Raw genomic sequence first — 24,388 nt, forward strand, 5'->3', positions numbered from 1 at the left:
TCATTAGGAGGTTGTATGTTTAAAGTTTTATGGCGATTCTTTGTTTTGGGTTTATACAGTTTTGGGGGGCCTGCCGCTCACATCGGTTATTTCCAGCGGGAGTTCGTTCAGAATAGAAAATGGCTGAGTGATCAGGACTTCACTCACGCAGTCGCTTTGTGTCAGTTTTTGCCTGGCCCGGCAAGTAGCCAACTTGGTATGTATATCGGTTATAAGAAGGCGGGTTATTTTGGTGCTGCTTCGGCGTTCATCGGCTTTACCTTTCCATCTTTTTTACTGCTGACGTTATTGGCTATTGGTAACCAGCAGTACAATGATGTCGCTATTATCGACACTGTTATACAGGCTGCGAAGCTATTGGCTGTTGTTGTGGTCGCAGATGCGCTTTGGGGAATGGCGAGGAAGAATCTGACCGGAAAGTTGACCTTTAGCGTCGCCTGTTTGGCGGCGGTAGGAATCTATTTCAGCACTGGATTGATAGGGCAGATCTTTCCTATTCTCTGTGCTGCTACACTTGGCTTTTTACTTTCATTTAAAGACGGAGCCACTCAGTCAGACTCGGGTGAGAATACGCTTATTAAGCCAAACGTCTTTATACTGGGTTTCTTTGCTCTGTTACTTGTCGGCATGCCGATGCTCGCAGGGCAGTTTGAACTGTTTGGTTTGTTTAATATCTTCTATCAGGCAGGGAGCTTCGTTTTTGGTGGTGGGCACGTAGTACTGCCTCTGTTGGAACCAATGCTTGATGGAATGGTCAGCCAGGATACGTTTCTGAGTGCCTATGCCTCTGCGCAGCTTGTACCAGGCCCGATGTTTACTATGGCGAGTTATCTCGGTGCATCTGCATTTGCCGATAGCCCAGTATTAGGCAGCCTGGTTGCTACCATTGCTGTTTTCCTACCAGGAAGTCTTTTGCTGTTTGCTTTCCTGCCTGCGTGGAGTGCTTTAGTTAACCATAGCCGGTTGAAGTCATCGATTATGCTTGTTAACGCCAGTGTTGTAGGCTTGTTGGCTAGTGCATTTGTTAAGCCTGTGCTGCTGACATCAATAGGATCGGTTTTTGATGTTCTTGCTGTCGTCGTGGGTTACCTTCTATTGAAATATCGAAATTGTCCGGTCTGGCTACTGATCATCTTGTTCGCCGGGTACAAATTTAGCATTTAAGTCAACACTCGAAATAGCAGCCAAAAGGCTGCTATTTCCTTTATTCCTAACGCACTATAACTTTATGGTTTGTATCTAAATATAATATCCGTACATCATTCACCTTATAAATATAAACACTACGAAGGTAGGCTTAAGTAGTGAAATGTATCGAGATATTTTGTTGATTAAGCTAATGTTAAGTCAGTCCTGCTAGTGTTTTTGGTATTACATACACACTTGAACACAACAAATGATGATAAAAAGAAAGGTTCGACCAAATCTTACCAATTATGATGTACTTGAGCTCATTCAAGAAGAACTTCGTCAATCAGAGAAACGTATTGTCAGAAAGGTGATTATTGCTGTCTCATCTGGGGTTTTAATGGTACTGCTATTTATAGTTATCACCATTAGTACGCAAGGCAAAACAGTACGAGATTATGCTGCAGAAGCCATGAAAAAAGCCTTCGAAGCTGAGCGGGCAGTACACATTATTGATGAGGCTGCTGGCACCAATTTTCTAGACCAATCCAAGAGCGGCGCCAAATAAGAAGGTAAATACGAAGTTAACTACGAAACTAGGCATGAAGTCAGGTATATATTCGGGGCTCTAGGATGGAGTCCTTGGCTACATTTGCACTACCAATGAATGATTCTTTATCAATAGCTCAGGCTTCGCCGTTTTTAGCATCGACTGTTTTGTATCTTCTTCATCGAGTCTATAAACGGGTTGGGTCAGAATCAACTGGCCAACCATTTCAACAACTGAGGACAGTAACTGTTTGCTGGCAAAGCTTGTTAATTCGTCAGGTGTTAACTCTAGCGATTCGACCTCAAGATCATTTAAGAAAATAGCGCCTTCATCCTTGTCATAATACGGCACAGCACTAAAGCTGACATCTATGGCCACCTCTTGTTGTCGTTGACCCGATATCATGAGTTTTGCCTGAGATTTGGCGTCAAGACTTACTCGATCATCAGCCACCCGTCCTATACCAACTTTTATGTCACTGAACTTAACATTGGCGTAGGCTAAACCTTTTATTCCGACAGTCCGCTCAAAAGCAGCACGACTATCAAGATAATCTTGAATCTCTGCCTCAGTTACGCTGTAACTTGCGCAGGATGACAATGCGAAAGTAATGAGTAAGGCGACTAGTTTCTTCACTGCTGACCTTCTAAGTTTTACTCAAACATTCTTTAAGTATCAGCAATCTATTGGYTGTCTGCCACTTCAGGCGCGAGAAACACTAAAAACAGTATTTAAATTCGTCTTTATACAGTTTATCCAGCTGTTTACGGTACTTCACTGCTTGTTTGTTAGTGTATTTCTGCCGCATTTTACTGTGAATTTTTTCAATCTTGGCACGTGTCTTTAGGCATTTTTCATGCTTTTCGCTGTTCGCGGCAACATATGAGGCGCTAGATAGCAGAGTTATGATAAGTGTCGCACTGACTAATTTCCTAATCATCGATGTACCTGGTTAATTGATTGTTAGCAGCAGTATATGGGAATTACAGTTGCATGATTGCTTAAGTGGTTATGATTTGGAGTTTGAGCTCAGTTTTAGTTAGCAAGCTACAGCATAATTACTCACTGTTAGAGGGGGAGAGCATGATGAGTGTTCAGTTAGGCTGAACACTCATCATAGGGGCGTTAAGCGATTTCAGAGAAGAGTAGTTCAAGATCATAGTTGTTACGTTTTAATGTATTTTTCAGCTTATTCAAGGAGCTTACCTGCAGCTGTCGAATACGTTCTCTGGTTAAACCCACTTCATCAGCTACCTGTTGTAATGTCTGTACTTCATGGCCTAACAGGCCAAAACGACGACAAATGATTTCTCGATCCCGCTCATTGAGACAATCTAGCATCGATATTGCTAGGTTTCGTATATCCTGCTTGTTGATAACGGTATCGGGCTGTGTTGATGTGTTGTCGGCAATAAATGCAGAAATTGTCTGTGAGTTGCTGTCTTCTGTGATTGCCTGGTCAATAGATACAACAGGAGCATCAAGCGCTAATACGCTTGAGACATCATCGACACTTCGTTCAAGCTTCTCAGCAATCTCTTCATGGCTTGGCTCTTGGTTGGAGCTTTTCATTAACTGCTTATAAGTTCGTAGAATCGTATTTATTTCCTTAGAGACATGCACTGGAAGACGAATCGTACGGGCTTGATTGTGTATAGAGCGTTCAATGGTCTGTTTAATCCACCATGTCGCATAAGTTGAAAATCGGAAGCCGCGCTCCGGATCGAATTTTTCAACGGCCGTAATTAAACCGATATTTCCTTCATCGATTAGATCACTTAATAACATGCCGCTACCACGGTATTTCTTCGCAATACTCACAACAAGACGAAGATTACTTTCAATCATCGTAGCTTTTGCATACTCATCGCCTAAAAGGCTTTTGCGGCTATATTGAATTTCATCATGTTTAGATAACAGTGGCTTCTGCGCTATATCCTGTAGATATAGGTGTATGACATCTGTTTCAAATCCATGTACATCTTGCGGTCTGATATCCATACCATTTCCCTCAATAAATTGTACAACACTATTTTTTTATACTTATTTTCCTATACACAACCACAGTAACATACACATGTTGCATATTCTATTCGATAACACCTTAAATATTGCAAATAGGTATAACTATTTGTTATTTAGGGAAAGGGTGGCGATGGGGTGCGAATTTCATTTTAGGAATTGATTTAATGCTGTGTCTTGACAGGGGTAAAAAGATAATCGCTATAATATCAATGGTTTATAATTATTTAGAGAGAGAAGGGGTCTCTGAATAGATGTATATTACGCATGATTAATGTGCCTGAAATGTCATTGTGACGCTGTCACTTGTTGCGTTAGGGTTATTATATTGTGATGCGCGTCAATAATAGCCATATATAGTTACATAAAATTTAATAGCTTAATTTCTATTAATAATAGCTGAGAAAACTATCTTTAACTAAATTCATCAGCTAGCTTCAAAATATTGCGACAAGTATCACCAGCTTGAATGTTTTTATAAATTTCATTTAACCCTTATAAGATTGTAATAATGATTATATCTAGAGAGTAATCATTAAAATTCATTTTTGTAAGTTCAATTATTATTAATGTGGAATGCAGATTCCATGCTTTCAGTAGGGTTTTTGATGTTTATTAATTGAGAGAATAGTTATGTCTGAATATATGGCTAAAATTGTATACTTTTTTAAGCAGGTTACGGCGTCACTCTTACAGAATTGAACAACAATAATAGAAGGTCCTATGCTCCATATTGAAGAAATAAAGCTAAGAATTGCTACGAGTAAAGATAAACTACCTTTATATTCATTGCTGACTACAGATGAAGAGTGGGCAAAGTTTAACGGTCCATATTTTCCGTACTCAACACCGACACTGGAAGAATTCGAAGCTGGTATGTTTAAGCGACTATGTGAAGGTATCGATGCGCTGTTGATTGAGTACAAGGGAGAAGCCGTAGGCAGTGTATCTTATTACTGGGAAGATGAGCGAACACGTTGGCTGGAAGTTGGCGTCATCATTTACGATAGCCGTTATTGGAGCAAGGGAGTGGGTAGAAAAGCCTTAATTCCCTGGATAACACATCTGTTCAATACGCTTGAAATTGCACGTGTTGGGTTAACAACATGGTCTGGTAATCCCAGAATGATAGCCTGCGCACAATCCATTGGTATGACACTAGAGGCAAAGCTGAGGAAAGTACGTTACTTTCAGGGACAATACTACGACTCGGTTAAACTGGGTGTGCTTCGCGAGGAGTGGGCTGAGTTACAATGTAACGAATTTTCATACCAAGGGGCCGATACTCGCCCGCACATCTGCAATTGTGATAAATAGCTTGGAATGAGCATCCTGGAAGGCGGTGAACCCATACTTTTGATAAAAAAGTTCCGCGCCGTCTTTAGCATCAACAATAATAAGTGGAAAGGCGACCGTTTCGCTGGCCATGAGCAGCTTTCTCAGGGCATCAATCAGCAACCATTCGCCGTAGCCTTGATTCTTATACCGCTGATCCACTGCTAATCTTGCGATTAAGCCGCCTGAACTGACATTATGATGCTTTTTTTGTAGCCTCGCTGGCAGAGTTGCCAGATCTATCGGGCTCATCGTTAGCGTGTAGTAGCCGATAATGTGCTCTGTGCAGCTTTCGTCTTCCAGCACAAATGTTCTTGTGTTGTCTTTCTTTGCCTGCTGGCTAGCCATGAGCTTGAGATAATTGTTAAGTGCATCAATACCGCAATCAAAACGATGACGGTCATGCTTAGATTTATCCAATTGTACCGTCATCATTATTGCGATTTGTCCTTGTAGCGCGCTGCTGCTTGTTGCAAGCGAGTATTAGGCTTTGCTGGTTCGTCTAACGCATCCATCAGCATCATAGCGTCTCGCTGGCTTAGCTTAAGCGCGCGTTCGCGTTCCATGATCTGCTTTGCTTTTTCGACCGCAGCACTTAGCACAAACGAGTTAATGCTAGACATACCGGCAATAGCCGCTGCCTCGGACAATAATTCCTGTGTATCAAAGTCAACACGAGCAGTGATACGGGGTAATGCAGTCGCCATAGAAACCTCCCTAAGGTGACAAAGTGGCACATGACGAGTATGGCACGCTATGAGGTGATTAGCAATTCATGTGTCAGTTTGGCACATACTTGAAAGGCATTTTTATCATCCAAAAAAAAGCCCCGAAAGGGGCTTTAATGATCCTTACAAGTCACATCAACTCTTCCTTGGAGTCGTTCCTGTTTTATCTGAAGGAGAGCTTTATCAAGCTCGACCATGTTCGAAGTCGGACAAAAAGCGAGTGTTGCTGATTGTAAGAAAACATAGTTATACATTTCACCACAAGCCGAACACTTCATATCAGGATAAGTTTGTACATGTTTATTTAAATCAGCTGCATTCATATCCACCTCAATCTCCCCACGTCTTAAACATAGACTATGCAAATGGTTTTAACCATTAATAGGTAGGGGTGGGTGTTGCTCTTATAAGAACAGCGTTTAAAAAAAGTATTTAGTCAGGCCGGTCGAGTACCTTGACGACCTGATGGACCAGGCGCTGGTTTTCTTCAGTAGGCTCGATGAGATACACGACCTTGTCATACTGAAACGTCAGGGATTTCGAGAGCTTGCGCAGCTCCTGCCAGGCAAAGATATCATCAAGCTCCTCAGCTGATTCCCGCACAGGCCGGTGCATGTCCTTGGGATACCGCGGCGGTTTGGCAAAGCGACGGTTGAAATCCGCGATAAAGTCGGGGAGCCAGGCATTGGCTTGCTCGATGGTATTTATGCCTTGCAGACGCATCTCCTTGACTAAGCGATCCTGTAACGTTTTGTTCGCACGCTCGACGCGGCCCTTGGCTTGCGAACTGTTGGCGCAGATGAGCTCGATATTCAGATCATTGAGCACGCGGCCAAACTGGGTCAGACGGTCAGACTGGGCATCTCGCTTACTGACATGAAATACCGCGTGACGGTCACTGTAGAGCGCTGTCGGTTTGCCGTGTTGTGCGAGGTACTCACGGGTAGCCACCATGTAATCAAAGGCCGATTCCGTTTCGCTGAAGCGGAGGTTCATCAAACGACCGGTGGCATCATCGATGTAAACCAGCAGGCAGCATTTGGCGCTGCGACCTTCAAACCAGTCATGGTGGGAGCCGTCAATCTGGATCAGCTCGCCAAGACAATCACGCCGGTGGCGAGGCTGGTAAACCCGGGGCTTACGTTTGGCATGGGGAACCCAGAGACCGTCGGCGATCATCCATTGGCGCAGGGTTTCCAAAGACACTGACATGCCATGGCGCTCCGAGAGTTTTTCATGAGCCAATGTCGGGCCAAAGTCCGAGTAATGTTGATGGAGTAAATTCAGGCAACGACAGCGGATGTTGTCGCTAATTTTATTTGAAGATGGTTTACCACGGCGTTTGTGGACAAGGCCTGCAGCACCAAACTGGCGAAAGCGAGTTACCAGGCGCTGGACTTGCCGGACACTGATTGAAAGGATACGTGCAGCATCAACACGCCGAATACGGTTTTCGCAAACATCACGAATTGCACCCAAACGTAAAATCTCTTTATCATTCATGGTTACCAGCATCGTTTGTTAATCTCACACAGACCAGATAAGTACTGATCACTATAGGAAAGACCGGACATTTTCACTTTGCAGAAAAGAGACACTTTAGCTTTGTGGTTACAAATTCAGTACGCATTATGATTGTCTTATGTTAAACGATTAATTTGTTAATTTTCCCGCAACCCGTGATATGCACTGTGTTTAGTATGCGGTTTCTCATTAATGATAAATTGCAAGAATGTCACAATGTCCAAAAAATTAACTAATAACTACATTTTCAGAAAATTCACATGCGGTCTGTCTAAAATAGAGACCGCTAAACTATGTTTCAAAAATGTGAGGACCATCACGCGCTGGGATTCAGGGCAAGAGATACCACCTGAATGCAGAAGGCTTATGAAAATGTACTCAGGAAGAGAGTTGGGCGCTTTAAATGAAAATTGGAACGGCTGGAGAATCAACAAAGAGGAACTCATTGTACCTGGAGGGTGGAGTCTGACACCTGACAGAATAATCACTGGCAACGCACTGTTAGAGCTGAACAATGAATACGACAGGGTGTGCAAAATGAAGATCATGAAAGCAGCAAGACTACTCAACACCATTAAGCGCCCATAAACAAAAGCCCCGAGCAAAGGGGCTTATTGATAGCAGTGACAAAACACAAACCTTAGTATACTGTATATACATACAGCACCAAGGGTGATAGTCATATGGGAAAGCCAAAGCTATACAGCAAGCTGATCAAGTCTAAATATCCAGACCTACTAGAGCAATGTAACAGACGAGGTTGCGGATGCGTACTCATCAAGTACAGCCACAAACAACGATGCTATATATGTACACATTGCAGGTTGCCACAGGAAAAAAAACTTGAAAAAGATCCTTACATCTATTTTAGACGCCCATAAACACAAAGCCCCAAAAGAGGGGCCTGTTTGTCACCACTAAAACAATCACAATGATAGATGTAACATTTCACCGCGCTGTAGGGCATGATGACCCCAAAACTTTCACCCCGTATTACTAGACGGGGTTATACACCAATTTCAGAATATGCTTCGTTTAGATGTTTAATAGCAGCAGACTTTGATAACCCCAAATCTCTGTTCATAACAGTTAATATGTCATCTTCACTCATCTTCTGATTTAACATATGTATAACAGTGTCATGAATTTGATAGTCGAATTTTGAACGATGCTTTATCTGCTTACCATTATTAATCGTAACAATTTCAGGTGACTCTAACTTTCTAATTCTTCTGTCTAAATTTCTTGTTGATGACAATATTTCCATAAGAATGTCATTCTCAGTTCTAGTTACTTTTTGGTCTTCACCAACATTAGTACTAGAAATAATCTCTGTAAATTTGCTTTCAAACTGAGGCCAGTAAGTGTTAAAAACAAGTTCTAATGTTCTTTCTTTTAGCGCTTTATCTTTAAGCGAATTATTAAGAGTTCTTGTTAGCTCCCATAATCCATCTTTATTTGGATAGGTATGATTAAATTGTGATAAAGGAGTTCCAATGTCTGTGGGTTCTAAATCAATAAGAAAAGTACAAACACGATTTTCATGCAAGCCTTTCGCAAGAGCTCCGGCTTCAAATAAAATCCATGGTTTGTTAATATTTTCCTTGGTTAAACAGATAATACCTATAGTTGTACTTTGTAATTGATCATTTATCTCTGAAAACCATAACGAGCCTCTATCAATATCCTTACTTGACATCCAAGGGTCAACAGCTTGAATTACACATTGAAGCCATTCATCAAGTAAATATGCCACTTCACGACTACGCTCACCAGACCAACTTAAAAAAACATTCATAATATAACCAATAAATCAATAGACATTACACCCATTATGTTAAATGACCGATTTTACGCACAAAAACAGAGACTTCGGTCAGTTAACGCTCAATAGCGCAAATTATGGCATATATCTGCTTGCAAATCTGTACATAAATGACTTGAAAGTTAGTAACAGTTTAGGAGAGAGGGATTGGCGGTAACAGCAAACAATCTGGTACAGGGGAGTACGCAACTGAAACCGCCAAAATTACATCTATACGTATGACTATGCTCAAATAGCTTAATGAGGTAAAGAAGGCTGTTTCACTCTTTCGATTCACTCATCACCTTGAAGAAAGGTGAATTCTATCTGTTACAAGGTGCTACGAGTCGTGTTGTCATTCGACGCAAAAGTACAATACATAGCCCCGTGCACTAGGCATGAAAGTTTCAACACAAGAACCGATGAGCAGGAGAGCCCTGAACCCAAAAGACGGCCTAGCAAGAGGTAGGGCTTTTTTTCGCTGATACTTATGTTGATAGTTCCACACGGAAGAACCACCGCACTCGGAAAATTCGGAGGTGGTGCCATGCAGAAAAATCACTTAATTAAACCGTCAGCATTTTAGGTGTAAATATTGATTGCATTTTTTAAAAACGCTCTCAAATCCAATTTGAGCTACTCTAAAGATAACCTTTATTAATATAAAGGGGTAAAAACAAGCCCTTAGATTTAATTACAGGGATTGCAACCAAAAAATTACGTTAATTACGTCAAAATGAAATTAACGTTTTTTAATTGCAAATAATATGCGACAAATGCACGTTAGCTAATAATATTGTCATCATTAAGAATTACTAATTATATACCCCGCAATAGAACATAAACAACCYACTCAATAATATTAAACCCCCAAACACCACTTAATTGACATTCATCTGTTTAATTTTCCTTAACCGTAATAGCAAGCGCGACCGTCTTACCAGCCACCCAAGTGCATCCCACGTTATAAATGCAGCCAGCACCGCCAAAAATACAGTAATAAATAACTCTGCAACCAAGACATTAATTAATTGTGACCATTGCTCATTGGTTAACGTTAAGCACTCCATATTACACCTCTCTTAATCAAAGTAGACTCGAAGCCAATTCTACCGGGGAAAAATTCATATCAATGGCATCGGGCTGTTTGCTAACTGGCTGGCGCTTTCTAAACGACTGGCAGGTTATAATTGTTTCCAAATCATCTAGCCGCAACAGCGCGGAACATTCAGACAGACCAACAACATCAATCCCTAAGTCAGTAGGGCTTAAAACGCCTTTTTCCAGATGCTCAAAGGCGTAGTCATAGTGAAATGACTTACCATCATAGATTCCAGATGAACCTGATATATAGACGCCCTCAACTAAAGAACTCAGGTAGTTGATAGATGCATTAGACGATTTAACCTGGTTGTTGTGTTCATCGATAACCGTTTCAACAACCGCCTCTACATTAGGGTCATCACCTGAAAACGCCTGATAGACTGACCAAATCGAATATCCAACAACACCGACCAATATTGGCAGCGCAACCAATTGCCATGGCAGCTTAAACTTGTGAGTATGAATTTCAGCAGACCAATAGACACCATAGAATCGTGTGTTATGACTAACAGGCTTTTTCTTACACAGTTTCTTATCGTGGAAATCATCAGGATTAAATGCCTTTGATGCCTCGAGACGCGAACAGCGCTTACCCCCAAACGGGTTGTGGAAATGAATATGACGCCCGGTCAATCGTCGAATATTAACATCGACTAGCATGGCATCCTGTGTGACTAAATGGACGTCAAACCCATCATGACGGTGTGTCTCGAACTTGGATATATAATTGGGCTTCTTACCCCCGACAGGGCGAGGAGGGAAGAACTGCTGGCACTCATCGATACAAATGATTGATCTCTTGGGCAGCTCATACCATTTCTTTGCATCATCAAAGTGGGTGAAGTGAAAGTTAAATTTGGTCACAGACTCAAAGCAATATGCTTCACTTCCCTTGGCACACGCAAGGAAGTGCTCAAACTCATCAAGGTCTTTATCTAAATAGCAACACCGAACCCAGTGCAGCCACGTCTCAAAATGGTCATGGTCGTTATAAAACGCCTCAAGCCACGGAACGTCAGCCAGCTGTATAAACGAATCATCCTCATGGACTCGTTTCATGATCTTGGTTAGCGCCTTAAGTGCTTTCTTATCTTTCAGTTGGGGGAAATACCACCCATAGAACCAACCTGAAAATGAACTGGCAACATCATAATCAAGCAATAGCAATCGTATATTGTTGTAGTATTTAGGCCGCTCGGAATCATACGAGCGACACAACTCAACAAGGGTGTTTAAAGTCTTAGATGCACCCGGTAAGCCTGTTCGTAAATAAATCATAATTACGCCTCCCAGTTATACGGGTCTTTATTGCCGGGTTTTCTCCAAACCTGACGACGCAGGGAGCCATTGCGCATGCCTTTAAATACCAAAAGGGCAAAACCACCTGATAGTAAAATATTTATCATGTCGGTCACTCCCATTAATTTCATCATCATTAATACATCGGCAGGAAGTTCCCCCAAGTGCTGATTAATCAAAGCAATAAAACCATCAAATGCAAAATCAAACCCCGTATATAAGACTGTGCCAACACCTAGTGATACCGCACCTGCTGAAAACAACGCTTTTAATGCAGAAGGAACCAATGGAAATACCATTGTAAACAAGAAAACCATAACCTTAGACATATCAAAATCCCTATGAATATTTGGCAAACATTAATGCCACACCAACAAACGCCATCATGGCTAAAAAAACGCGAACAATAAGGGCCAACTCACACAACGGCTCAAGAGAAACTGTATGAGAGCCATACTTGCCGAGTGACATGCTAATAGGGGCAGGGCATGCGCCGCCTGTCTGAACACCATTACTGCCGTTGTATTTATTAAGAACGGTTTGAATATCAAACGTGCCAGCTTCAATATTGGTTAACGGGTTTTCATTTATAAATGTATTTAATCCATCTACCATTTTCTGCTGATGTTTATCTAACACGTCATCTATGTCACATTCACGCTGCCATTGTCTCTGTGCGATATAACAAAGAACCGCATCACCGTTGCAAATAAACTGTTTACAATCCGCTCCGGATACTGAATCTTGACCATCACCATCACCATCACCATCACCATTACCGCCGCCGGGATCAACACTATTACCGCTCTTAGCTGATATCTCTTTTAACAGCTGGTTAGCTTCTTCCAGCTGTTTGACTACCTTCTCGGCATTCTTATCGATATTGCTCAAGTGAGACCCTTTATCACCGTCAGGATTTGGGTCTGGGTCAGGATTTGGGTCTGGGTCAGGATTTGGGTCTGGGTCRGGATTTGGGTCCGGGTCRGGATTTGGGTCCGGGTCRGGATTTGGGYCCGGGTCRGGATYTGGGTCTGTCCCTGGACCATTGTTATCAGGGTTTGTAGAAACATCACAGGACTGATTGGTATATTGATAATCAGCAATACAGTCAGTTGCCGTACAAAACTGAGTTGCACCAAGTTTCGTGCCTAGACATCCTTTTGTACCACACCATGTAGGAAATGCCCCAATTCCGTGCGGGTCAATTTTCCACCATACTTCAAATGACTGGCCAGCATAGATTTCACACTGATTTTCATCACCGCCACCTATACCACCATCATCATCACCTTCGCCACCCCCATCACCGGGGCCATCTCCGCCGCCGGGACCGTCACCACCACCGGGGCCATCACCATCACCATCGCCGGGACCGTCACCACCGCCACACGTACCATCTTCATTAGGTGTACCAACCGGACATTCTGGGTCCGGGTTAGGCATTACACATTCTGTCTCTGGATATTCAGGGTTTACAGACGGTGACTCACATGAGTTCTCTTTATAAATCCCTTTTATAACCATCTCATAGTAACCATCAACTTCCTCAGTAGGATTAGTACAGGTATAAACATGAACTGTAATCGAGTCATAATTATTAACATAAGACCAGTGCGAATAGGTCTCTTTAGCTGATGCAATTTTACTATCGCAATTCTGATGATATTTCGACTTTAGAGTTCCTTGATCGTAATTAATAGTATTCCAGCTAACTGAAGCATAACTATGAAGTGAAACAAATGTAAGGATAAATAAAAAGTAACGCATAACCAACCTCATGGCCTGTAACTTAAAGTAAACGCCTAAATGCATCGGTCATAACAAAAAGAACGAATAACCAAATAATATCTTCTAATGTAATAATCATGACAACCACCCAATAAAAAGGGGGCAATGCCCCCTGTTAATAAATATGGAGGTAATGACTTGATTAGAAGAAGGTAGCTTTAACCCAGCGACCAACCAAACCAATTGCAGCCAAGCCTAGAATTGCCGTTTGGACCGATACAATCTGGTCACCGCCTGCTGTGATTGCAGTCGCCGCGGCTCCCGCATCAAGGGCCGCATTCGCAGTACCGGAGGCCGATAGCGCAATAACGGAACAGACTTGAACAGACTTATTAGCCAAAGCTGCTTTCAATGTATCAACACATTTTTTCATAATGACATCCTTTTATTTGAACCCCATTGCATGGAGTATGAAATTGCCAACCCAAACTAGGGCGTATAACCCAAGGGCGGCGGTTAATAGAAGTGTTACAGATGATTCATCCAAATGGCCTTGTGTATCAGTTAACGCAACCATTAATGCGCCATCGCAGGGAATAGCACTGGATGCAATCAAATAACCTTCAGCAGTAGTCTTTACACAAAGCATAATTAATAGTTACCTCACAAACGGTAATACATATTTATCCCACACCCAACACGGCAGATGTTTACCTGACTGGGCTTGAAAGGTGTAATAGCGAACAAAAATACAATCTGTGCGAACGGGTAAATAATATTCTGGCATTGTATAACGCCTTATTTATTTCCTGATTAAGAGGAAGCCTTGTTTTCTAGGGTCGGGATGCCTAGCAAATGCCACCCGGAGAAACTCACATGCTTACCACCATCACCCGCAAATGAGCGTTCAGTGTGCTGAATTTTGAATTCTGTTTTCTTATCGATAAGTTTTTTCAGGTCAGCCCCAGAGGCCATAGAATCCCACAGGTCCGGTGACACACGACATTCGACAACCTCGGAAGGGTTGAATAGCTGTAACCGGACAATACCGGAATCACGCTTTTCACCCGTGTTGGTATTAACGTTGGTTTTCTTTTCGATATCGTCAGAATCATTAATTCGTGCTGTAACAATCATTTGAGTTCTCCGTAATTCATTTAAGTGACAGTTATTGACACAAGTCCAAGAGGAGATGGGGCGCTGCGCTTGCCTCCCCATCTCCTTCAAAGGCCAGAGCGTTCAGTTCATCAATTTGCTGTAAATATTGCTGGTACTGCTCGTATTGCTCATCAGCCATACGTTGATATTCTCCCTCGCGCTCTAACACCTCGAAGATGTCAGTGACACCCGTCATAATGCGTTGGGTACCACGAAGGAATTTCTCTTTGTTTTCGGTCTTCCACGTCCGGCAACGGGTAGCCAGATAAGCGGCTTTGAACACCACACCAATGACCCGGGCGCTTGCGTTATCGCCGTAGCGGGTTTTGGAGGCTAGGGTAGTCGTGTATTCCTCGCCCCACTCATCAATGAGCTTCTGCATGATTTGAGGCACCTGATACTCAGGTCTTACTGTCTGGTCTTCGCGACGTACGAACACACCGCCCATAGCCAAACAGAACGCCTCCCAGTCAGATGTATCAGCCGCACGGCGTACATTCTCAAGGGTGAGCCATTCACCCTCATCAAGATGGTTGAACAAAGGATCATCCTCGTTGAATTCTTCACGGATACGACGCAATTCACGCCATACAGTGACAGACGGACCGCCGATAAACTGAAACTGACGGATACGGTTTACACGGGCCCATGTCACCACGCGCTCAGCGGCCTCGACACCCTCAAGAATGGTGCTTCGGTCAGCCGCAATGTGTTTACCATCAATATTCTTTGACAGGTACTTGGCAACGTAGCCAACCGCAGAACCCTTTTCCCAATCAATTGCCTGTGAGGTAAAACGGTACTTTTTCGCACCTGGCTCTTTCGGCGTGTCCTTCATTGCAGCTCGACGAAACAGCTTGGTAATGGTCTTTTCGTGACGTTTTTCCATGAACAGCAGCAAGTGCCAATGCGGGCAACCATCGGCATGAGGCTCGACCACTCGCAAGCCGTAAACCTTGATATCAGCCTTGTCGAGCGCATTACGAAAACGCTTAAACATGCGTACCATGTAATCATGTGCATCCTGAGTGCTCGGGCACCCGGCATCGAGCCATGCTTGATTAACCTTATTGTTGGATACCGAATGGAAGCGGCTAGGGCACGTAGGGGTGTAAAACATACCTACATGCTCATTCGCTTTAGCAATATTCTCGAAGCCCTTGAGACGCACAAACATCTCAGCACGGCGTATCTCAGGGTTGGAAATAGACTTTTGAGCCAGCTCATTGAGCGTATACCAATTGGATTCGTCATCCTCGTCATACGCCACGGTATTGGTCAACATCTCCTTGTTTTCGACGTCACGCTGGCGACGTCGGGTAACAGAAAAGTTTGAACAATACGCCTGACCATCCTTGTGTACGATTGTCAGGTCACGGGCAACACGCTCAATTTCAAGCGCCGAACGCTTACGCAAGGCACGACGCCACCAAAGCTCATTGGTTGCACGGTTAACAAGGCTTTTCAGCTCATTGTTTTTCTCAGCTTTCTTAATCTGCTCAGGACGGAAAGCCAGCCCGTAATCAGCCAAGATTTCACAGGCAAGCTCAAACGCCTCCGTGACATCCTCGATACCCGCCACTTTACGCATAACATGAGCCGACTTGGATTTGGCAAACTCACACAGCTCCTCGTCAGTAGAGGTATAACGGAATTCCATTTTAGTCAGGCGCTCATTGGCTTCCTCAACTGCGCGAACCGCATCAAGGCACTCAACTTTTTTGGCCATGTTGATAAAGGCACGGGACATCACCGGCGCAAAGTCACGGTGTAACTTACAGGCATCGAACGCCCGGACAATCCAGCTTTTCTCGGCAGTAAAAACCGTCTTCTTTGACCAATCATCGTCACAAGGTACAAGGCGAGGCTGGGGCGCTGCATAGTAAGGATTGATACCGTACTCACTAGCAAAGATATCCGCCACCACGTTGTAACACTCAGGCATTACCGAACGCTTTTTGTTACAGGGTAACCTTACCTTAGAGACTGACTTAGCAGGCTTTTGAGCCTCATCAAGCCTCTTGGCTAGCAACTCAGATGTTGGTGAGTAAGGTTGAGGCGCTGCATTAACATCAATTGTCGAAGCCGCACCTAACAACCCCATACGAGCGTATTTTATTTCGCGGTCAACCTGTCGAGAAAAATCACACGTCATCATCAAACATCCTCACGAACAGGCTTGATTGTGTTGTGAAGTGCATGAAGCGGTTTACCGGAAGCGATAGCGTCAGCCAGCGTAAGATGCTCAATCAACTCAACATGCGGGAAGCGGTGCCACTTGGTATAGGCATCAGCCTCGGCAGGATGGACAGCAACAACATCATGTTCATTTTCAAAGAAACGAGTGCCATCAACCAGTTCAAACGTCGTCATGTGTGCCTCTGTGTCTGTAAATCCCGATTTGTGTATAGCGTAAGTGACAAGAATCGGGATTGTAAATAGACAAATTTCGGGATTTTCCAGCTACAATGGAAAAAAACGGAGGCAAATCATGTACGCAAATAAACTGTTAGATGCCTATAAACAGGCCAAAAACTACATCCAAGACAAGCAAATTGCGCATGACCTTGCTATAAGTCCGCAAAAGGTCAGCAAAATTCGCAAAGGTGAACGCTATCTTACTGATGAAGAAGCGATTTTCTTAGCCGAAAGCACAAACATCGACCCACACGAGGCATTAATCTTTTTAGCCGCTGATAAAGCCAAGAATTTCAAGGCACAGCAGATATGGCAGGACATCACGGCAAAGTTAAGTAGCCAAGGATTTAGGGGCTTAACCCTTGGTATTACTGGATTTCTGGCCCTGAGCGAACCCAAGGTTCAGTACGCATTATGTACCTTATGTTAAATAGAGTTTGAGGGTAAGAACATGTTTTCTTTATGCCTTTCCTACTATTCTCTCAATGTGCATGGTGCAGCCTTCCAGTACTGTACAATTTAACAGTATTACGGATTTACCATAAAATAGGTAATTTACACCTATTTTTAAGCTCTGCTGCAAATGTTCAGTTTGCCTGGTGCTTCAAAGCTAGCTTGAATTACAAGAGCTATCTGTTAACTGCCGTACAGTTCCTGCAGTTAACAGATAAGAAAAAGCCCGAGAACTTCCTGGGCTTCAGTTGTTAAGCTTCTGCGATTAACCGCCAGCTAGCTTTACTGTGTGGCCTTTTTTCTCTAGCGTGGCTTTGATGACGTCACGCTTGTCGCCCTGGATCTCGATATTGCCATCTTTTACGGAACCACCACAGCCGCAAACTTTCTTCAGTTCTGCAGCCAGCAGCTTTAATTGAGCGTCTTCAAGATCAAGGCCAGTCACAATGCAGACTCCTTTGCCTTTTCTACCTTTGGTTTGACGTTGAATGCGAACAACACCGTCACCTTTTGGGCGCTGCGGTGCGGCTTTCTCTTCTTTGATTCGGCCAGTCTCTGTGGAAAATACCAAACGGCTGTTATCACTCATTGGGAAAAATCTCGTCTACTTTCTGGGATTTGTGAGCCTGGTAATAAGTTCGTTGCTCAATGTTGCAGATTACCAGTTACCGAATATTATCAATAAATGGTAGTAAAACGGAAACTCTTATGATTCGTAATGTAATCTTTGACTTTGGTGCCGTTCTTTTCCATTGGGATCCTCACCAAATTGTGGCTTCTTTTACAGATTCTACCGATGAGCAACACCTCCTTTTGGAAGAAGTCTTTCATCATCCCGACTGGCTCTCACTAGATCGAGGCACCATGCTGATGGCTGAAGTTATTCCTAAGTTTGCGGCAAGAACCGGAATAGCCGTCTCACGTATGGAAGATTTTTTCGAACATATCATCAATAGCCTGGTGAAAATTACAGAAACCGAAGAGCTTTTGTATCGACTGCTAGATCATCACTATTCCGTTTATTATCTCACCAATATGAGCAGTGCTTTTTTTGAAACACTCAATGAACGAAACGATTTCATCTCTCTTTTTAAAGGTGGAATTGTCTCTGGCAAAGAGCTGATGATGAAACCTGATCCGGATATCTATAAGCTACTCATCGAGCGATATGATTTGGAGCCTAGCGAGACGCTCTATATTGATGACCACGAGCAAAATGTCAACGCAGCACAAGCTTTGGGTTTCCAAACCATACAATTTGAGCTATCTGCGTCATGTTTTCATAAAATTAACAAGATCTTGGACATAAATTAGTATTATTTAGAAAGATTGAGTGAGTTCAGTATGCTGTTTTAGTAAGCTGGAACATACTTATTAATCTGGTGTCTACATTGAAAACGACTAATGATTTTAGGAGCCTGTGTGAAGAAACTTCTGCTACCCGCCTTGATACTGTTTTCGGTAACCGGTGCAAACTTAGCAATGGCTGACGGTAAAGCTAGTAGAGATAAGTCGATTGTCGGGCAAGTTGAGACAATCAAAGTTTATGAGCTTGAACTCGACTATAAAGCACGTATCGATACCGGTGCGAAAACAACGTCAATACACGCAACCAATATTAAAGTAACTGGCGAAGAAAGCGACAGTGATGATATGCGTGATCACCTTGGGGAAACCGTTGAGTTTACCTCGATAAATGAAAATGGTGATGAAGCGACATATAAAGGAAAAATCATCAAAGTTAGCAAGATTCGCAACGCCCAGGGCGTTGAGCGTCGCTACGCTGTTAAAATGGACTTAGGCTGGAATGGCGAACACAAACGCGTTGCAGTCAATTTACGAGACAGAAGCAAGCTCGACTATAAATTACTCATCGGCCGTAACTGGCTAAGTGGTGATTATTTAGTCGATGTTGATAAGCTTGATGAAGACGATTAATCGTTTATAAACTAAACGCCGCGAAGGCGTTTAGTTTAGTGAAAATAGTAAGCTTACCCTACTCTATTTCTGTTGTTGTTTAAGCTTTTCAATAACAGCATCTAAGTGCTTTTTAATTGCGATGGGCGATCCTTTCAATAATCGCCCTCGTAATATCACATACCACTCATTAGGCTTCCCGCTGTCATTCATCAACTTAAAACCTTTATAATCTTCAATCTTTTGATCTGCTTGCTGAGCTTGAGATCCAACAGTTGCAAACTTCTCTGGCGGCATGAATGCTTTCATGTCACACCACCAGTCGATGCTTTTCTTAACCAAAGTCAGTTTACTTGATACTGGACGACCATTAATTGTGGTTTTCCAGCCATCAGGGTCACCTGTTGCATTTTCAATGTTGTGCCCTCGATGGAATATTCTTTTCTTCATCCACACTCCTCAACAAAGTTGAGTCAAATCTTTGTACAAAAAACAAGCATCAAAAAAATAATCTCTTGAGATAATAAGTATTGTTACAAAAACTCATTAAATCCAGTGTTATTGAAGCATTTCGTTGCTCATTTGTCTTCTTGTTAAGCCTATAAATTTGTTGTCAGTGTGATTTTTTTACTCTTCACTATGTACTAATTTATGTTTGGTATATCTTTATAATTATAATGCACTAGAAGGTTACCATTAAATGGCCAAGAAAATTCCACCTATCGATAATGAAGAGCAGCAGCGCCTCAGCATCAAAACATTCGCTGGGTTTATTGAATCTACTGAGCCATGGGAAGAGCTTACGCACTGTCAATATGCGAAAAATACGCTAGTTGCTTTTAAGAACGATTGGAATAGCTTTGTTGCTTTCTGCATAGAAAATAAAGTGCCATGTTTGCCTGCAAAGTCAGATACTGTGCATAGGTACATCGACTACATGTCTCGCTCTCGAAAACTCGCTAGCCTTAAGCGTTACATGGTAACAATCAGTTTGGTGCATCGTTGCCATAATCTTACCGACCCTTGCTCCCACACCGAAATACGCCTTGAGATGCAAAAGCAGCAACTCAGAAAGCATGACGATTACCGTAATGCTTCAGCGTTTAGAGATGAACACTTACAAAAGCTTCTCTATCAATTTGAGCTTTCCACCAAAGTGAAAGATATCCGCGACGTGGCGATATGGGCCGTCTCATTCGAAGCAATGCTTAAACGCAGCGAGCTTGCTGCACTTACGATTGATTCATTGGAAATACATGCAGATGGTTTGATTGACCTCTTAGTTAACGGCAGAAGCATTGCCCTTAGCTCGGTATCGTCTAAAGCATTGCAGCGATGGCTTGTTATAAGCATGATTTGTGAGGGATTTGTTTTCCGTCGCATCGATCGCCACAGCAACATAGGTGATAAGCCGCTAGATCATTCATCAATTTATCGTGTATTTCGACGTGCCAGCGATGAGCTGAACTTACCGTCATCCGCCCTATTCTCCGGACAGTCTCCACGAGTTGGTGCCGCTAAGGATTTAGCTGATTCCGGTCTTTCAATTAACGAAATCCAAGAACAGGGACGCTGGAAAAGCCCGGCAATGCCGGCTCAATACGTAGGCAATACCGATCGTCATGATAAAGAAATCGCCAAGTATGTTAAGCCTAAGCCATGGGAAAAATGAGTATGGTATAGAATATGGAGATAATTCAAAAGTTATAGTGCATTAGTAGAGCTATATTAGCAGGGCTATTGCTCGGAGGGACTGTCAGCCCAATGCTCTCTTGGTCCTTGTTGAATATCAATCAGCACAGTGATCCGCTCGAACAGACGTTGCAACGGCTTTAGCTCGCCAAAGTAACCCATTTGGTTAGCGTCGACCCATTCTTTGAGGTTAATGCCTTCCCAACACACTTCATAGCCGGCATTAATCGCTAGGATTTCGAAAAAGATGCGTTGCACCCTACCATTACCTTCACGAAATGGGTGGATTATATTCAGCTCGCAGTAATAGTGCGCCATACGTTTGATAAACGTATCGAACGGCAAGCCGCAAAGGAACTCCTCTTGTTCCAGCTCGTTGAAGAGCTTTTCAGCTTCACGCTGAATATTCTCCATATGGCAAAACCGTGTTTGCCCTTTTGTAATATCGACCTGGCGTATTTGGCCGGCCCATAAGTACAAATCCTGGAACAGGTGTTGATGAATTTTTTGAAGATATGCTAGATTGAATTGATCAAACTCGGGCACAAAGTGTTCTGCCCGAACGCGGGTAAAATCTCGTTCTGCAAGCTCAAGTTCGTCTTCATCCTTGATAGATAAGCGATTCTTGAGGATAGTCGTTCCGGGGTAACAGTCCGGGTCTTGGTTTACACCATATTTATCTCGCATAGCGCTGTTTTAATCTGGCAATTTTAACGGATTCTGTAGATCGATCTATGTCGTTATCCATCTTCGTTGGCTCAACATCGAAACCTTCAAGCTGTAGACTCGCCCTGTAATTTCGAGCTCGCAAAGCTTCAAACCGTTCACGTTTTTGTTTCGTTGTCAGCATACTTTTCCTTTTTGCATCTATACCCAGTATTGCATCTCCAGACAGAATCGCCAATTTGGCCGGGGGAAAGCACTCCTCCGGCCAAAGCGTAGTTTATACTGCAGCCGCTTTGATGGCTTTCTCCAGATATACGCTAAACGAGTGGCCATTATGCTCCAGCATTTGAGGGAACATTGAAATTGGCGTCATACCCGGGAACGTATTTATCTCATTAAGCAATACTTCATTATCTTCACTGAGGAAGAAATCAATGCGTGACAGATCTTTCAGCTTCATTTGTACAAACGCTTTACGCGCATAGTGACGGATCTGTTCAACTTGTTCTTCCGTTAGATCACGGGCTTCAACCGTTGTTGTAGAGTGGCTGTCTGAGCTGTACTTCTCTTCATAGGTATAGAACTTGTCTGCCGGACACGATACTTCACCAGGCTTGGTGATCACCAGCTCATCGCCATATTGATAAGCTGCGATTTCAAGCTCACGGGGCTTGATAGCCTTTTCAATAAGAACTTGCTCAGAATAGGTAAACGCCTTATTTACCGCATCAGCTAGTTCAGCAATGTTCGCGACATGGTAGCAGCCGACCGAAGATCCCTGGCAAGCGGCTTTAATGAAGACCTCTCCCCATTTTTCCAAAGCGGCAGCAGCTTGTGCATGTGCCGCTTCGTTATTATCACTCAGAAAAACGTAAGGCGTATTTGGAATGTTCAGTGCATCAAACCACAGTTTGGTGGTGATTTTGTTGAAGCAATTGGTGCTAGCCTCTGCGCCACAACCAAAGTATGGCAGTTTCGCCATATCAAGAAACGACTGGAGATCACCGGTTTCGCCAGGATAGCCGTGAACACATGGGATCACATAATTAACTTGCGTCTTCTGATCGCCAACTTGCAATGAGCGGTCAAGATTCAGCTGACAGTGAGTGCCTTCACTGTCAAACCAACCACTCTCTTTCATTTCAACGCGGGTGTAGGTAATGCCATCAATCTTCTGGAGCTGCTGTTCCACAAAGTTAGCAGATACGAGAGAAACTTCATGCTCGGCGCTTCCGCCGCCGCACAGTAATAAAACATGGATTGAGCTCATTATCATCCCTTGTAGTACAAGCCGGCAGATCTTGTATTGCCAGCCATTTATTTATTCAGCTTAGCGTCAAAGCGTATCTCCGCCCATCCGACACTCAAGCTATCATTCTGTCTCAATAGTAATAAAAAAAACGGGCGTATTGCACCTTACAGATCAGTTATCAGTGAAATATTTCATTAAATTAACATTGGTTGAGCATAAAAGTCGCGATAACTGATTGAAGTTAACGTTTTCAGCTGCTTGGGTGGCATTGGTTGAACATCATGACTTCTGTCTGATCTTCCGGATATAAAAAAAGAGAGCAAGCTTGCTCTCTTTTCCAGTGATTAGTTCAGCTTTGTCAGCTTAGGCGTCGGTGATGACTTAATCTCTTTCAGACTGCGGATAAATGGACCGTAGTCTTTTACGTTTTGTGGCAATGCTGCCAGAGCCCTTTTCGCCTGTTCGCGTGTATCAAACTGGCCGTATAACAAAGTATACCAAGGTAGGCCCTCTAGCTCCTTTTTGTTCATCCAGACAGGTTGGTCCGATGGCAGTTTATTCATATAAGGTCGGAAACCTCTATTATGGCTCAATGCCAGCACCTGAATTGTGTATCCACCAGAAGCGGCCTTGGCATATTTGTAAACAGGTTTCTTCGGCTTAGGCGTTTGCTTTTTAGCCATTTGCTCTTCAGGATGCTGAGGCGATATTTTGACAACCTGTTTTACTGGTTTAGGTTTAACGGTTTCTTCAGTTAAGGCGATCACTGACTGTTCAGTTTTTGCTTTTTGCATCTGTTCTAGTGAGCGAAGTTGCTCTGCCGTGTAACTTTCTTCAGATGAAGAGGTTACAATTTGCATATTTTCACTGTCTGACGCACACCCGGCTAGTGCCGTTACTACGGCGAACACGGCGATTTTCTTCATTATAACTCTGCCAAATAAGATCTCTGCTTTCATTCTGCCGTTGCTTCTAAGCCCAATCAACCCTTACTTTACGATAGATCAATAACTATCTGTCATTCGTCACATGATTTTGATGTAAAATACGTCATTCTTCTTATTTCGGAGCTTCAAATGGCCGATCCTCATATTCAGAGCGAGCTCGATAGTCTGGATAAGTTAACCGTCATTCTCTATCGCTGTACCCTAACCGCAGCAGCTGCTATCTTGTTGATAATCGCTTGGAAAACTGAGTTAGCTATCCCAGCCATTGTGATCACCGCGCTTATTGCTGCAAGCACTGTTCATATCTACGATAAACGTTTTCGGTGGTTAATCATCGGCAGCGGGATGTTTGCCGCTATTTGGCTAATTCTTGATATATGGTCACCGCTTGCATTGGGAGCTGCTTTATTTACCTTTAGTGCACTCGCAATTAAAGAGTATTTTTGCTTTCAGATGAAAGTACTGACTCTAACGCCGTTGGCCCTCGCCGGTTACTGGTTCTGTTTTGTCTTCGGGTTACCTCAGATTAGCCTTATTTTCAGCCTGGTCGGCGCCGTACTGTTAGCTATTGCCGCCATTGCAAAATGGCGTATGCCGCTGCACTACGATATTGGTGATAAAAGTCGCTACCAAGTCTAACCATTTGGGTACTGCTTCCACTAT

The 24,388-nt window shown here is 43.2% G+C and carries 28 protein-coding genes and 1 pseudogene; 9 read left to right on the top strand and 20 right to left on the bottom strand.

Annotation, left to right across the window (positions count from 1 at the left end; all coding sequences use genetic code 11):
• Window positions 1-15 precede the first annotated feature (15 nt).
• Both chrA and L4D19_RS18260 read left to right on the top strand, forming a co-directional pair.
• Window positions 16-1,164: a chromate efflux transporter gene (chrA, locus tag L4D19_RS18255; RefSeq protein WP_428453660.1), complete on the top strand. Its 1,149-nt coding sequence runs from the start codon at window positions 16-18 to the stop codon at window positions 1,162-1,164.
• Between the two features lie 232 nt (window positions 1,165-1,396).
• Window positions 1,397-1,696 carry a hypothetical protein gene (locus L4D19_RS18260; RefSeq protein WP_428453661.1) on the top strand — a complete coding sequence of 100 codons (300 nt, stop codon included), beginning with the start codon at window positions 1,397-1,399 and terminating at the stop codon, window positions 1,694-1,696.
• Window positions 1,697-1,774: 78 nt separating this feature from the next.
• Here the strand turns inward: L4D19_RS18260 and L4D19_RS18265 are convergent, their stop codons facing one another.
• Together L4D19_RS18265 and rpoS are read right to left on the bottom strand one after the other, a co-directional pair.
• Window positions 1,775-2,314, bottom strand: a complete 540-nt coding sequence (locus tag L4D19_RS18265) for a YceB family lipoprotein (protein WP_428453662.1) — start codon at window positions 2,312-2,314, stop codon at window positions 1,775-1,777.
• Between the two features lie 489 nt (window positions 2,315-2,803).
• The gene (rpoS, locus tag L4D19_RS18270; RefSeq protein ID WP_075767512.1) at window positions 2,804-3,679 is read right to left on the bottom strand and encodes an RNA polymerase sigma factor RpoS; all 876 of its coding nucleotides are present in this window, start codon (window positions 3,677-3,679) and stop codon (window positions 2,804-2,806) included.
• 744 nt (window positions 3,680-4,423) lie between these two features.
• Between rpoS and L4D19_RS18275 the strand changes: the two genes are divergently transcribed.
• Window positions 4,424-5,017 carry a GNAT family N-acetyltransferase gene (locus tag L4D19_RS18275; protein WP_428453663.1) on the top strand — a complete coding sequence of 198 codons (594 nt, stop codon included), beginning with the start codon at window positions 4,424-4,426 and terminating at the stop codon, window positions 5,015-5,017.
• Here the strand turns inward: L4D19_RS18275 and L4D19_RS18280 are convergent.
• From L4D19_RS18280 to L4D19_RS18295, 4 genes and pseudogenes are all read right to left on the bottom strand, one after another.
• Window positions 4,967-5,473 (bottom strand): GNAT family N-acetyltransferase, encoded by a 507-nt coding sequence (locus tag L4D19_RS18280; protein WP_428453801.1) that lies wholly within the window; start codon window positions 5,471-5,473, stop codon window positions 4,967-4,969. The two genes, L4D19_RS18275 and L4D19_RS18280, sit on opposite strands and share 51 nt — an antisense overlap.
• Window positions 5,470-5,742, bottom strand: coding sequence for a type II toxin-antitoxin system TacA family antitoxin (locus L4D19_RS18285; protein ID WP_075767509.1), 273 nt, complete (start codon window positions 5,740-5,742; stop codon window positions 5,470-5,472). Before L4D19_RS18285 ends, L4D19_RS18280 begins: the two co-directional genes overlap by 4 nt.
• 134 nt (window positions 5,743-5,876) lie before the next feature.
• Entirely contained in the window at window positions 5,877-6,092 is a 216-nt protein-coding gene (locus L4D19_RS18290) for a hypothetical protein (RefSeq protein WP_428453664.1), read from the bottom strand.
• Window positions 6,093-6,198: 106 nt separating this feature from the next.
• Window positions 6,199-7,266, bottom strand: a pseudogene (locus L4D19_RS18295) (ISNCY family transposase); the annotation flags it as partial.
• Window positions 7,267-7,503: 237 nt separating this feature from the next.
• On the opposite strand from L4D19_RS18295, the gene L4D19_RS18300 reads away from it, so the two are divergent.
• Entirely contained in the window at window positions 7,504-7,875 is a 372-nt protein-coding gene (locus tag L4D19_RS18300; protein ID WP_428453665.1) for a DUF3653 domain-containing protein, read from the top strand.
• Window positions 7,876-8,293: 418 nt separating this feature from the next.
• On the opposite strand, the gene L4D19_RS18305 is transcribed toward L4D19_RS18300, so the two are convergent.
• From L4D19_RS18305 to L4D19_RS18340, 8 genes are all read right to left on the bottom strand, one after another.
• Window positions 8,294-9,085, bottom strand: coding sequence for a TIR domain-containing protein (locus tag L4D19_RS18305; protein WP_428453666.1), 792 nt, complete (start codon window positions 9,083-9,085; stop codon window positions 8,294-8,296).
• Between the two features lie 1,092 nt (window positions 9,086-10,177).
• Window positions 10,178-11,473 (bottom strand): zonular occludens toxin domain-containing protein, encoded by a 1,296-nt coding sequence (locus L4D19_RS18310; RefSeq protein ID WP_428453667.1) that lies wholly within the window; start codon window positions 11,471-11,473, stop codon window positions 10,178-10,180.
• Between the two features lie 2 nt (window positions 11,474-11,475).
• Window positions 11,476-11,823 (bottom strand): DUF2523 family protein, encoded by a 348-nt coding sequence (locus L4D19_RS18315; RefSeq protein ID WP_428453668.1) that lies wholly within the window; start codon window positions 11,821-11,823, stop codon window positions 11,476-11,478.
• 10 nt (window positions 11,824-11,833) lie between these two features.
• Entirely contained in the window at window positions 11,834-13,261 is a 1,428-nt protein-coding gene (locus tag L4D19_RS18320) for a virulence factor TspB C-terminal domain-related protein (RefSeq protein WP_428453669.1), read from the bottom strand.
• A gap of 163 nt (window positions 13,262-13,424) precedes the next feature.
• Window positions 13,425-13,655: a hypothetical protein gene (locus L4D19_RS18325; protein ID WP_428453670.1), complete on the bottom strand. Its 231-nt coding sequence runs from the start codon at window positions 13,653-13,655 to the stop codon at window positions 13,425-13,427.
• Window positions 13,656-14,035: 380 nt separating this feature from the next.
• On the bottom strand, window positions 14,036-14,359 hold the full coding sequence (locus L4D19_RS18330; RefSeq protein ID WP_428453671.1) for a hypothetical protein: 324 nt from the start codon (window positions 14,357-14,359) through the stop codon (window positions 14,036-14,038).
• A 31-nt stretch (window positions 14,360-14,390) separates the two neighbouring features.
• Entirely contained in the window at window positions 14,391-16,538 is a 2,148-nt protein-coding gene (locus L4D19_RS18335) for a replication endonuclease (RefSeq protein ID WP_428453672.1), read from the bottom strand.
• Window positions 16,538-16,753, bottom strand: coding sequence for a hypothetical protein (locus tag L4D19_RS18340; protein ID WP_428453673.1), 216 nt, complete (start codon window positions 16,751-16,753; stop codon window positions 16,538-16,540). The genes L4D19_RS18335 and L4D19_RS18340 overlap by 1 nt, the downstream gene beginning before the upstream one ends.
• 118 nt (window positions 16,754-16,871) lie before the next feature.
• Between L4D19_RS18340 and L4D19_RS18345 the strand changes: the two genes are divergently transcribed.
• Entirely contained in the window at window positions 16,872-17,228 is a 357-nt protein-coding gene (locus L4D19_RS18345; RefSeq protein WP_428453674.1) for a DUF3693 domain-containing protein, read from the top strand.
• A 288-nt stretch (window positions 17,229-17,516) separates the two neighbouring features.
• Here L4D19_RS18345 and yciH read toward each other — a convergent pair whose 3' ends face one another.
• Window positions 17,517-17,840: a stress response translation initiation inhibitor YciH gene (gene yciH, locus L4D19_RS18350; RefSeq protein WP_075767481.1), complete on the bottom strand. Its 324-nt coding sequence runs from the start codon at window positions 17,838-17,840 to the stop codon at window positions 17,517-17,519.
• Window positions 17,841-17,959: 119 nt separating this feature from the next.
• On the opposite strand from yciH, the gene L4D19_RS18355 reads away from it, so the two are divergent.
• Entirely contained in the window at window positions 17,960-18,565 is a 606-nt protein-coding gene (locus L4D19_RS18355; RefSeq protein WP_428453675.1) for an HAD family hydrolase, read from the top strand.
• A 108-nt stretch (window positions 18,566-18,673) separates the two neighbouring features.
• On the top strand, window positions 18,674-19,189 hold the full coding sequence (locus L4D19_RS18360) for an ATP-dependent zinc protease family protein (protein WP_428453676.1): 516 nt from the start codon (window positions 18,674-18,676) through the stop codon (window positions 19,187-19,189).
• 63 nt (window positions 19,190-19,252) lie between these two features.
• Here the strand turns inward: L4D19_RS18360 and L4D19_RS18365 are convergent, their stop codons facing one another.
• On the bottom strand, window positions 19,253-19,618 hold the full coding sequence (locus tag L4D19_RS18365; protein ID WP_075767478.1) for a DUF3319 domain-containing protein: 366 nt from the start codon (window positions 19,616-19,618) through the stop codon (window positions 19,253-19,255).
• Window positions 19,619-19,868: 250 nt separating this feature from the next.
• Here L4D19_RS18365 and L4D19_RS18370 point away from each other — a divergent pair, with 250 nt between their 5' ends.
• Window positions 19,869-20,840, top strand: a complete 972-nt coding sequence (locus tag L4D19_RS18370; RefSeq protein ID WP_428453677.1) for a tyrosine-type recombinase/integrase — start codon at window positions 19,869-19,871, stop codon at window positions 20,838-20,840.
• Between the two features lie 65 nt (window positions 20,841-20,905).
• Here the strand turns inward: L4D19_RS18370 and L4D19_RS18375 are convergent, their stop codons facing one another.
• The 4 genes from L4D19_RS18375 to L4D19_RS18390 all read right to left on the bottom strand — a co-directional run bounded on the left by L4D19_RS18375 (window position 20,906) and on the right by L4D19_RS18390 (window position 23,704).
• Window positions 20,906-21,547 carry a putative adenosine monophosphate-protein transferase Fic gene (locus L4D19_RS18375; protein ID WP_428453678.1) on the bottom strand — a complete coding sequence of 214 codons (642 nt, stop codon included), beginning with the start codon at window positions 21,545-21,547 and terminating at the stop codon, window positions 20,906-20,908.
• Window positions 21,537-21,710: a YhfG family protein gene (locus tag L4D19_RS18380; RefSeq protein ID WP_428453679.1), complete on the bottom strand. Its 174-nt coding sequence runs from the start codon at window positions 21,708-21,710 to the stop codon at window positions 21,537-21,539. The genes L4D19_RS18375 and L4D19_RS18380 overlap by 11 nt, the downstream gene beginning before the upstream one ends.
• Window positions 21,711-21,803: 93 nt before the next feature.
• Window positions 21,804-22,796: a D-alanine--D-alanine ligase gene (locus L4D19_RS18385; RefSeq protein WP_428453680.1), complete on the bottom strand. Its 993-nt coding sequence runs from the start codon at window positions 22,794-22,796 to the stop codon at window positions 21,804-21,806.
• Window positions 22,797-23,122: 326 nt separating this feature from the next.
• On the bottom strand, window positions 23,123-23,704 hold the full coding sequence (locus L4D19_RS18390) for an SPOR domain-containing protein (RefSeq protein ID WP_428453681.1): 582 nt from the start codon (window positions 23,702-23,704) through the stop codon (window positions 23,123-23,125).
• A gap of 150 nt (window positions 23,705-23,854) precedes the next feature.
• On the opposite strand from L4D19_RS18390, the gene L4D19_RS18395 reads away from it, so the two are divergent.
• Window positions 23,855-24,364, top strand: coding sequence for a DUF2301 domain-containing membrane protein (locus L4D19_RS18395; RefSeq protein ID WP_428453682.1), 510 nt, complete (start codon window positions 23,855-23,857; stop codon window positions 24,362-24,364).
• The last annotated feature ends 24 nt before the right edge of the window (window positions 24,365-24,388 follow it).

Origin of the sequence: Photobacterium kasasachensis (genome assembly GCF_050336885.1) — a bacterium.
Taxonomy (GTDB): domain Bacteria; phylum Pseudomonadota; class Gammaproteobacteria; order Enterobacterales; family Vibrionaceae; genus Photobacterium; species Photobacterium kasasachensis.

Coding starts and splice junctions, on each gene's coding strand:
- L4D19_RS18285 (WP_075767509.1), bottom strand. CDS start 5,742: ATGGCGACTGCATTACCCCGTATCACTGCTCGTGTTGACTTTGATACA.
- L4D19_RS18335 (WP_428453672.1), bottom strand. CDS start 16,538: ATGATGACGTGTGATTTTTCTCGACAGGTTGACCGCGAAATAAAATAC.
- chrA (WP_428453660.1), top strand. CDS start 16: ATGTTTAAAGTTTTATGGCGATTCTTTGTTTTGGGTTTATACAGTTTT.
- yciH (WP_075767481.1), bottom strand. CDS start 17,840: ATGAGTGATAACAGCCGTTTGGTATTTTCCACAGAGACTGGCCGAATC.
- L4D19_RS18365 (WP_075767478.1), bottom strand. CDS start 19,618: ATGAAGAAAAGAATATTCCATCGAGGGCACAACATTGAAAATGCAACA.
- L4D19_RS18380 (WP_428453679.1), bottom strand. CDS start 21,710: ATGCTGACAACGAAACAAAAACGTGAACGGTTTGAAGCTTTGCGAGCT.
- L4D19_RS18275 (WP_428453663.1), top strand. CDS start 4,424: ATGCTCCATATTGAAGAAATAAAGCTAAGAATTGCTACGAGTAAAGAT.
- L4D19_RS18330 (WP_428453671.1), bottom strand. CDS start 14,359: ATGATTGTTACAGCACGAATTAATGATTCTGACGATATCGAAAAGAAA.
- L4D19_RS18390 (WP_428453681.1), bottom strand. CDS start 23,704: ATGAAGAAAATCGCCGTGTTCGCCGTAGTAACGGCACTAGCCGGGTGT.
- L4D19_RS18305 (WP_428453666.1), bottom strand. CDS start 9,085: ATGAATGTTTTTTTAAGTTGGTCTGGTGAGCGTAGTCGTGAAGTGGCA.
- L4D19_RS18315 (WP_428453668.1), bottom strand. CDS start 11,823: ATGTCTAAGGTTATGGTTTTCTTGTTTACAATGGTATTTCCATTGGTT.
- L4D19_RS18325 (WP_428453670.1), bottom strand. CDS start 13,655: ATGAAAAAATGTGTTGATACATTGAAAGCAGCTTTGGCTAATAAGTCT.
- L4D19_RS18300 (WP_428453665.1), top strand. CDS start 7,504: ATGTCCAAAAAATTAACTAATAACTACATTTTCAGAAAATTCACATGC.
- L4D19_RS18345 (WP_428453674.1), top strand. CDS start 16,872: ATGTACGCAAATAAACTGTTAGATGCCTATAAACAGGCCAAAAACTAC.
- L4D19_RS18375 (WP_428453678.1), bottom strand. CDS start 21,547: ATGCGAGATAAATATGGTGTAAACCAAGACCCGGACTGTTACCCCGGA.
- L4D19_RS18310 (WP_428453667.1), bottom strand. CDS start 11,473: ATGATTTATTTACGAACAGGCTTACCGGGTGCATCTAAGACTTTAAAC.
- L4D19_RS18260 (WP_428453661.1), top strand. CDS start 1,397: ATGATGATAAAAAGAAAGGTTCGACCAAATCTTACCAATTATGATGTA.
- L4D19_RS18340 (WP_428453673.1), bottom strand. CDS start 16,753: ATGACGACGTTTGAACTGGTTGATGGCACTCGTTTCTTTGAAAATGAA.
- rpoS (WP_075767512.1), bottom strand. CDS start 3,679: ATGGATATCAGACCGCAAGATGTACATGGATTTGAAACAGATGTCATA.
- L4D19_RS18370 (WP_428453677.1), top strand. CDS start 19,869: ATGGCCAAGAAAATTCCACCTATCGATAATGAAGAGCAGCAGCGCCTC.
- L4D19_RS18385 (WP_428453680.1), bottom strand. CDS start 22,796: ATGAGCTCAATCCATGTTTTATTACTGTGCGGCGGCGGAAGCGCCGAG.
- L4D19_RS18395 (WP_428453682.1), top strand. CDS start 23,855: ATGGCCGATCCTCATATTCAGAGCGAGCTCGATAGTCTGGATAAGTTA.
- L4D19_RS18355 (WP_428453675.1), top strand. CDS start 17,960: ATGATTCGTAATGTAATCTTTGACTTTGGTGCCGTTCTTTTCCATTGG.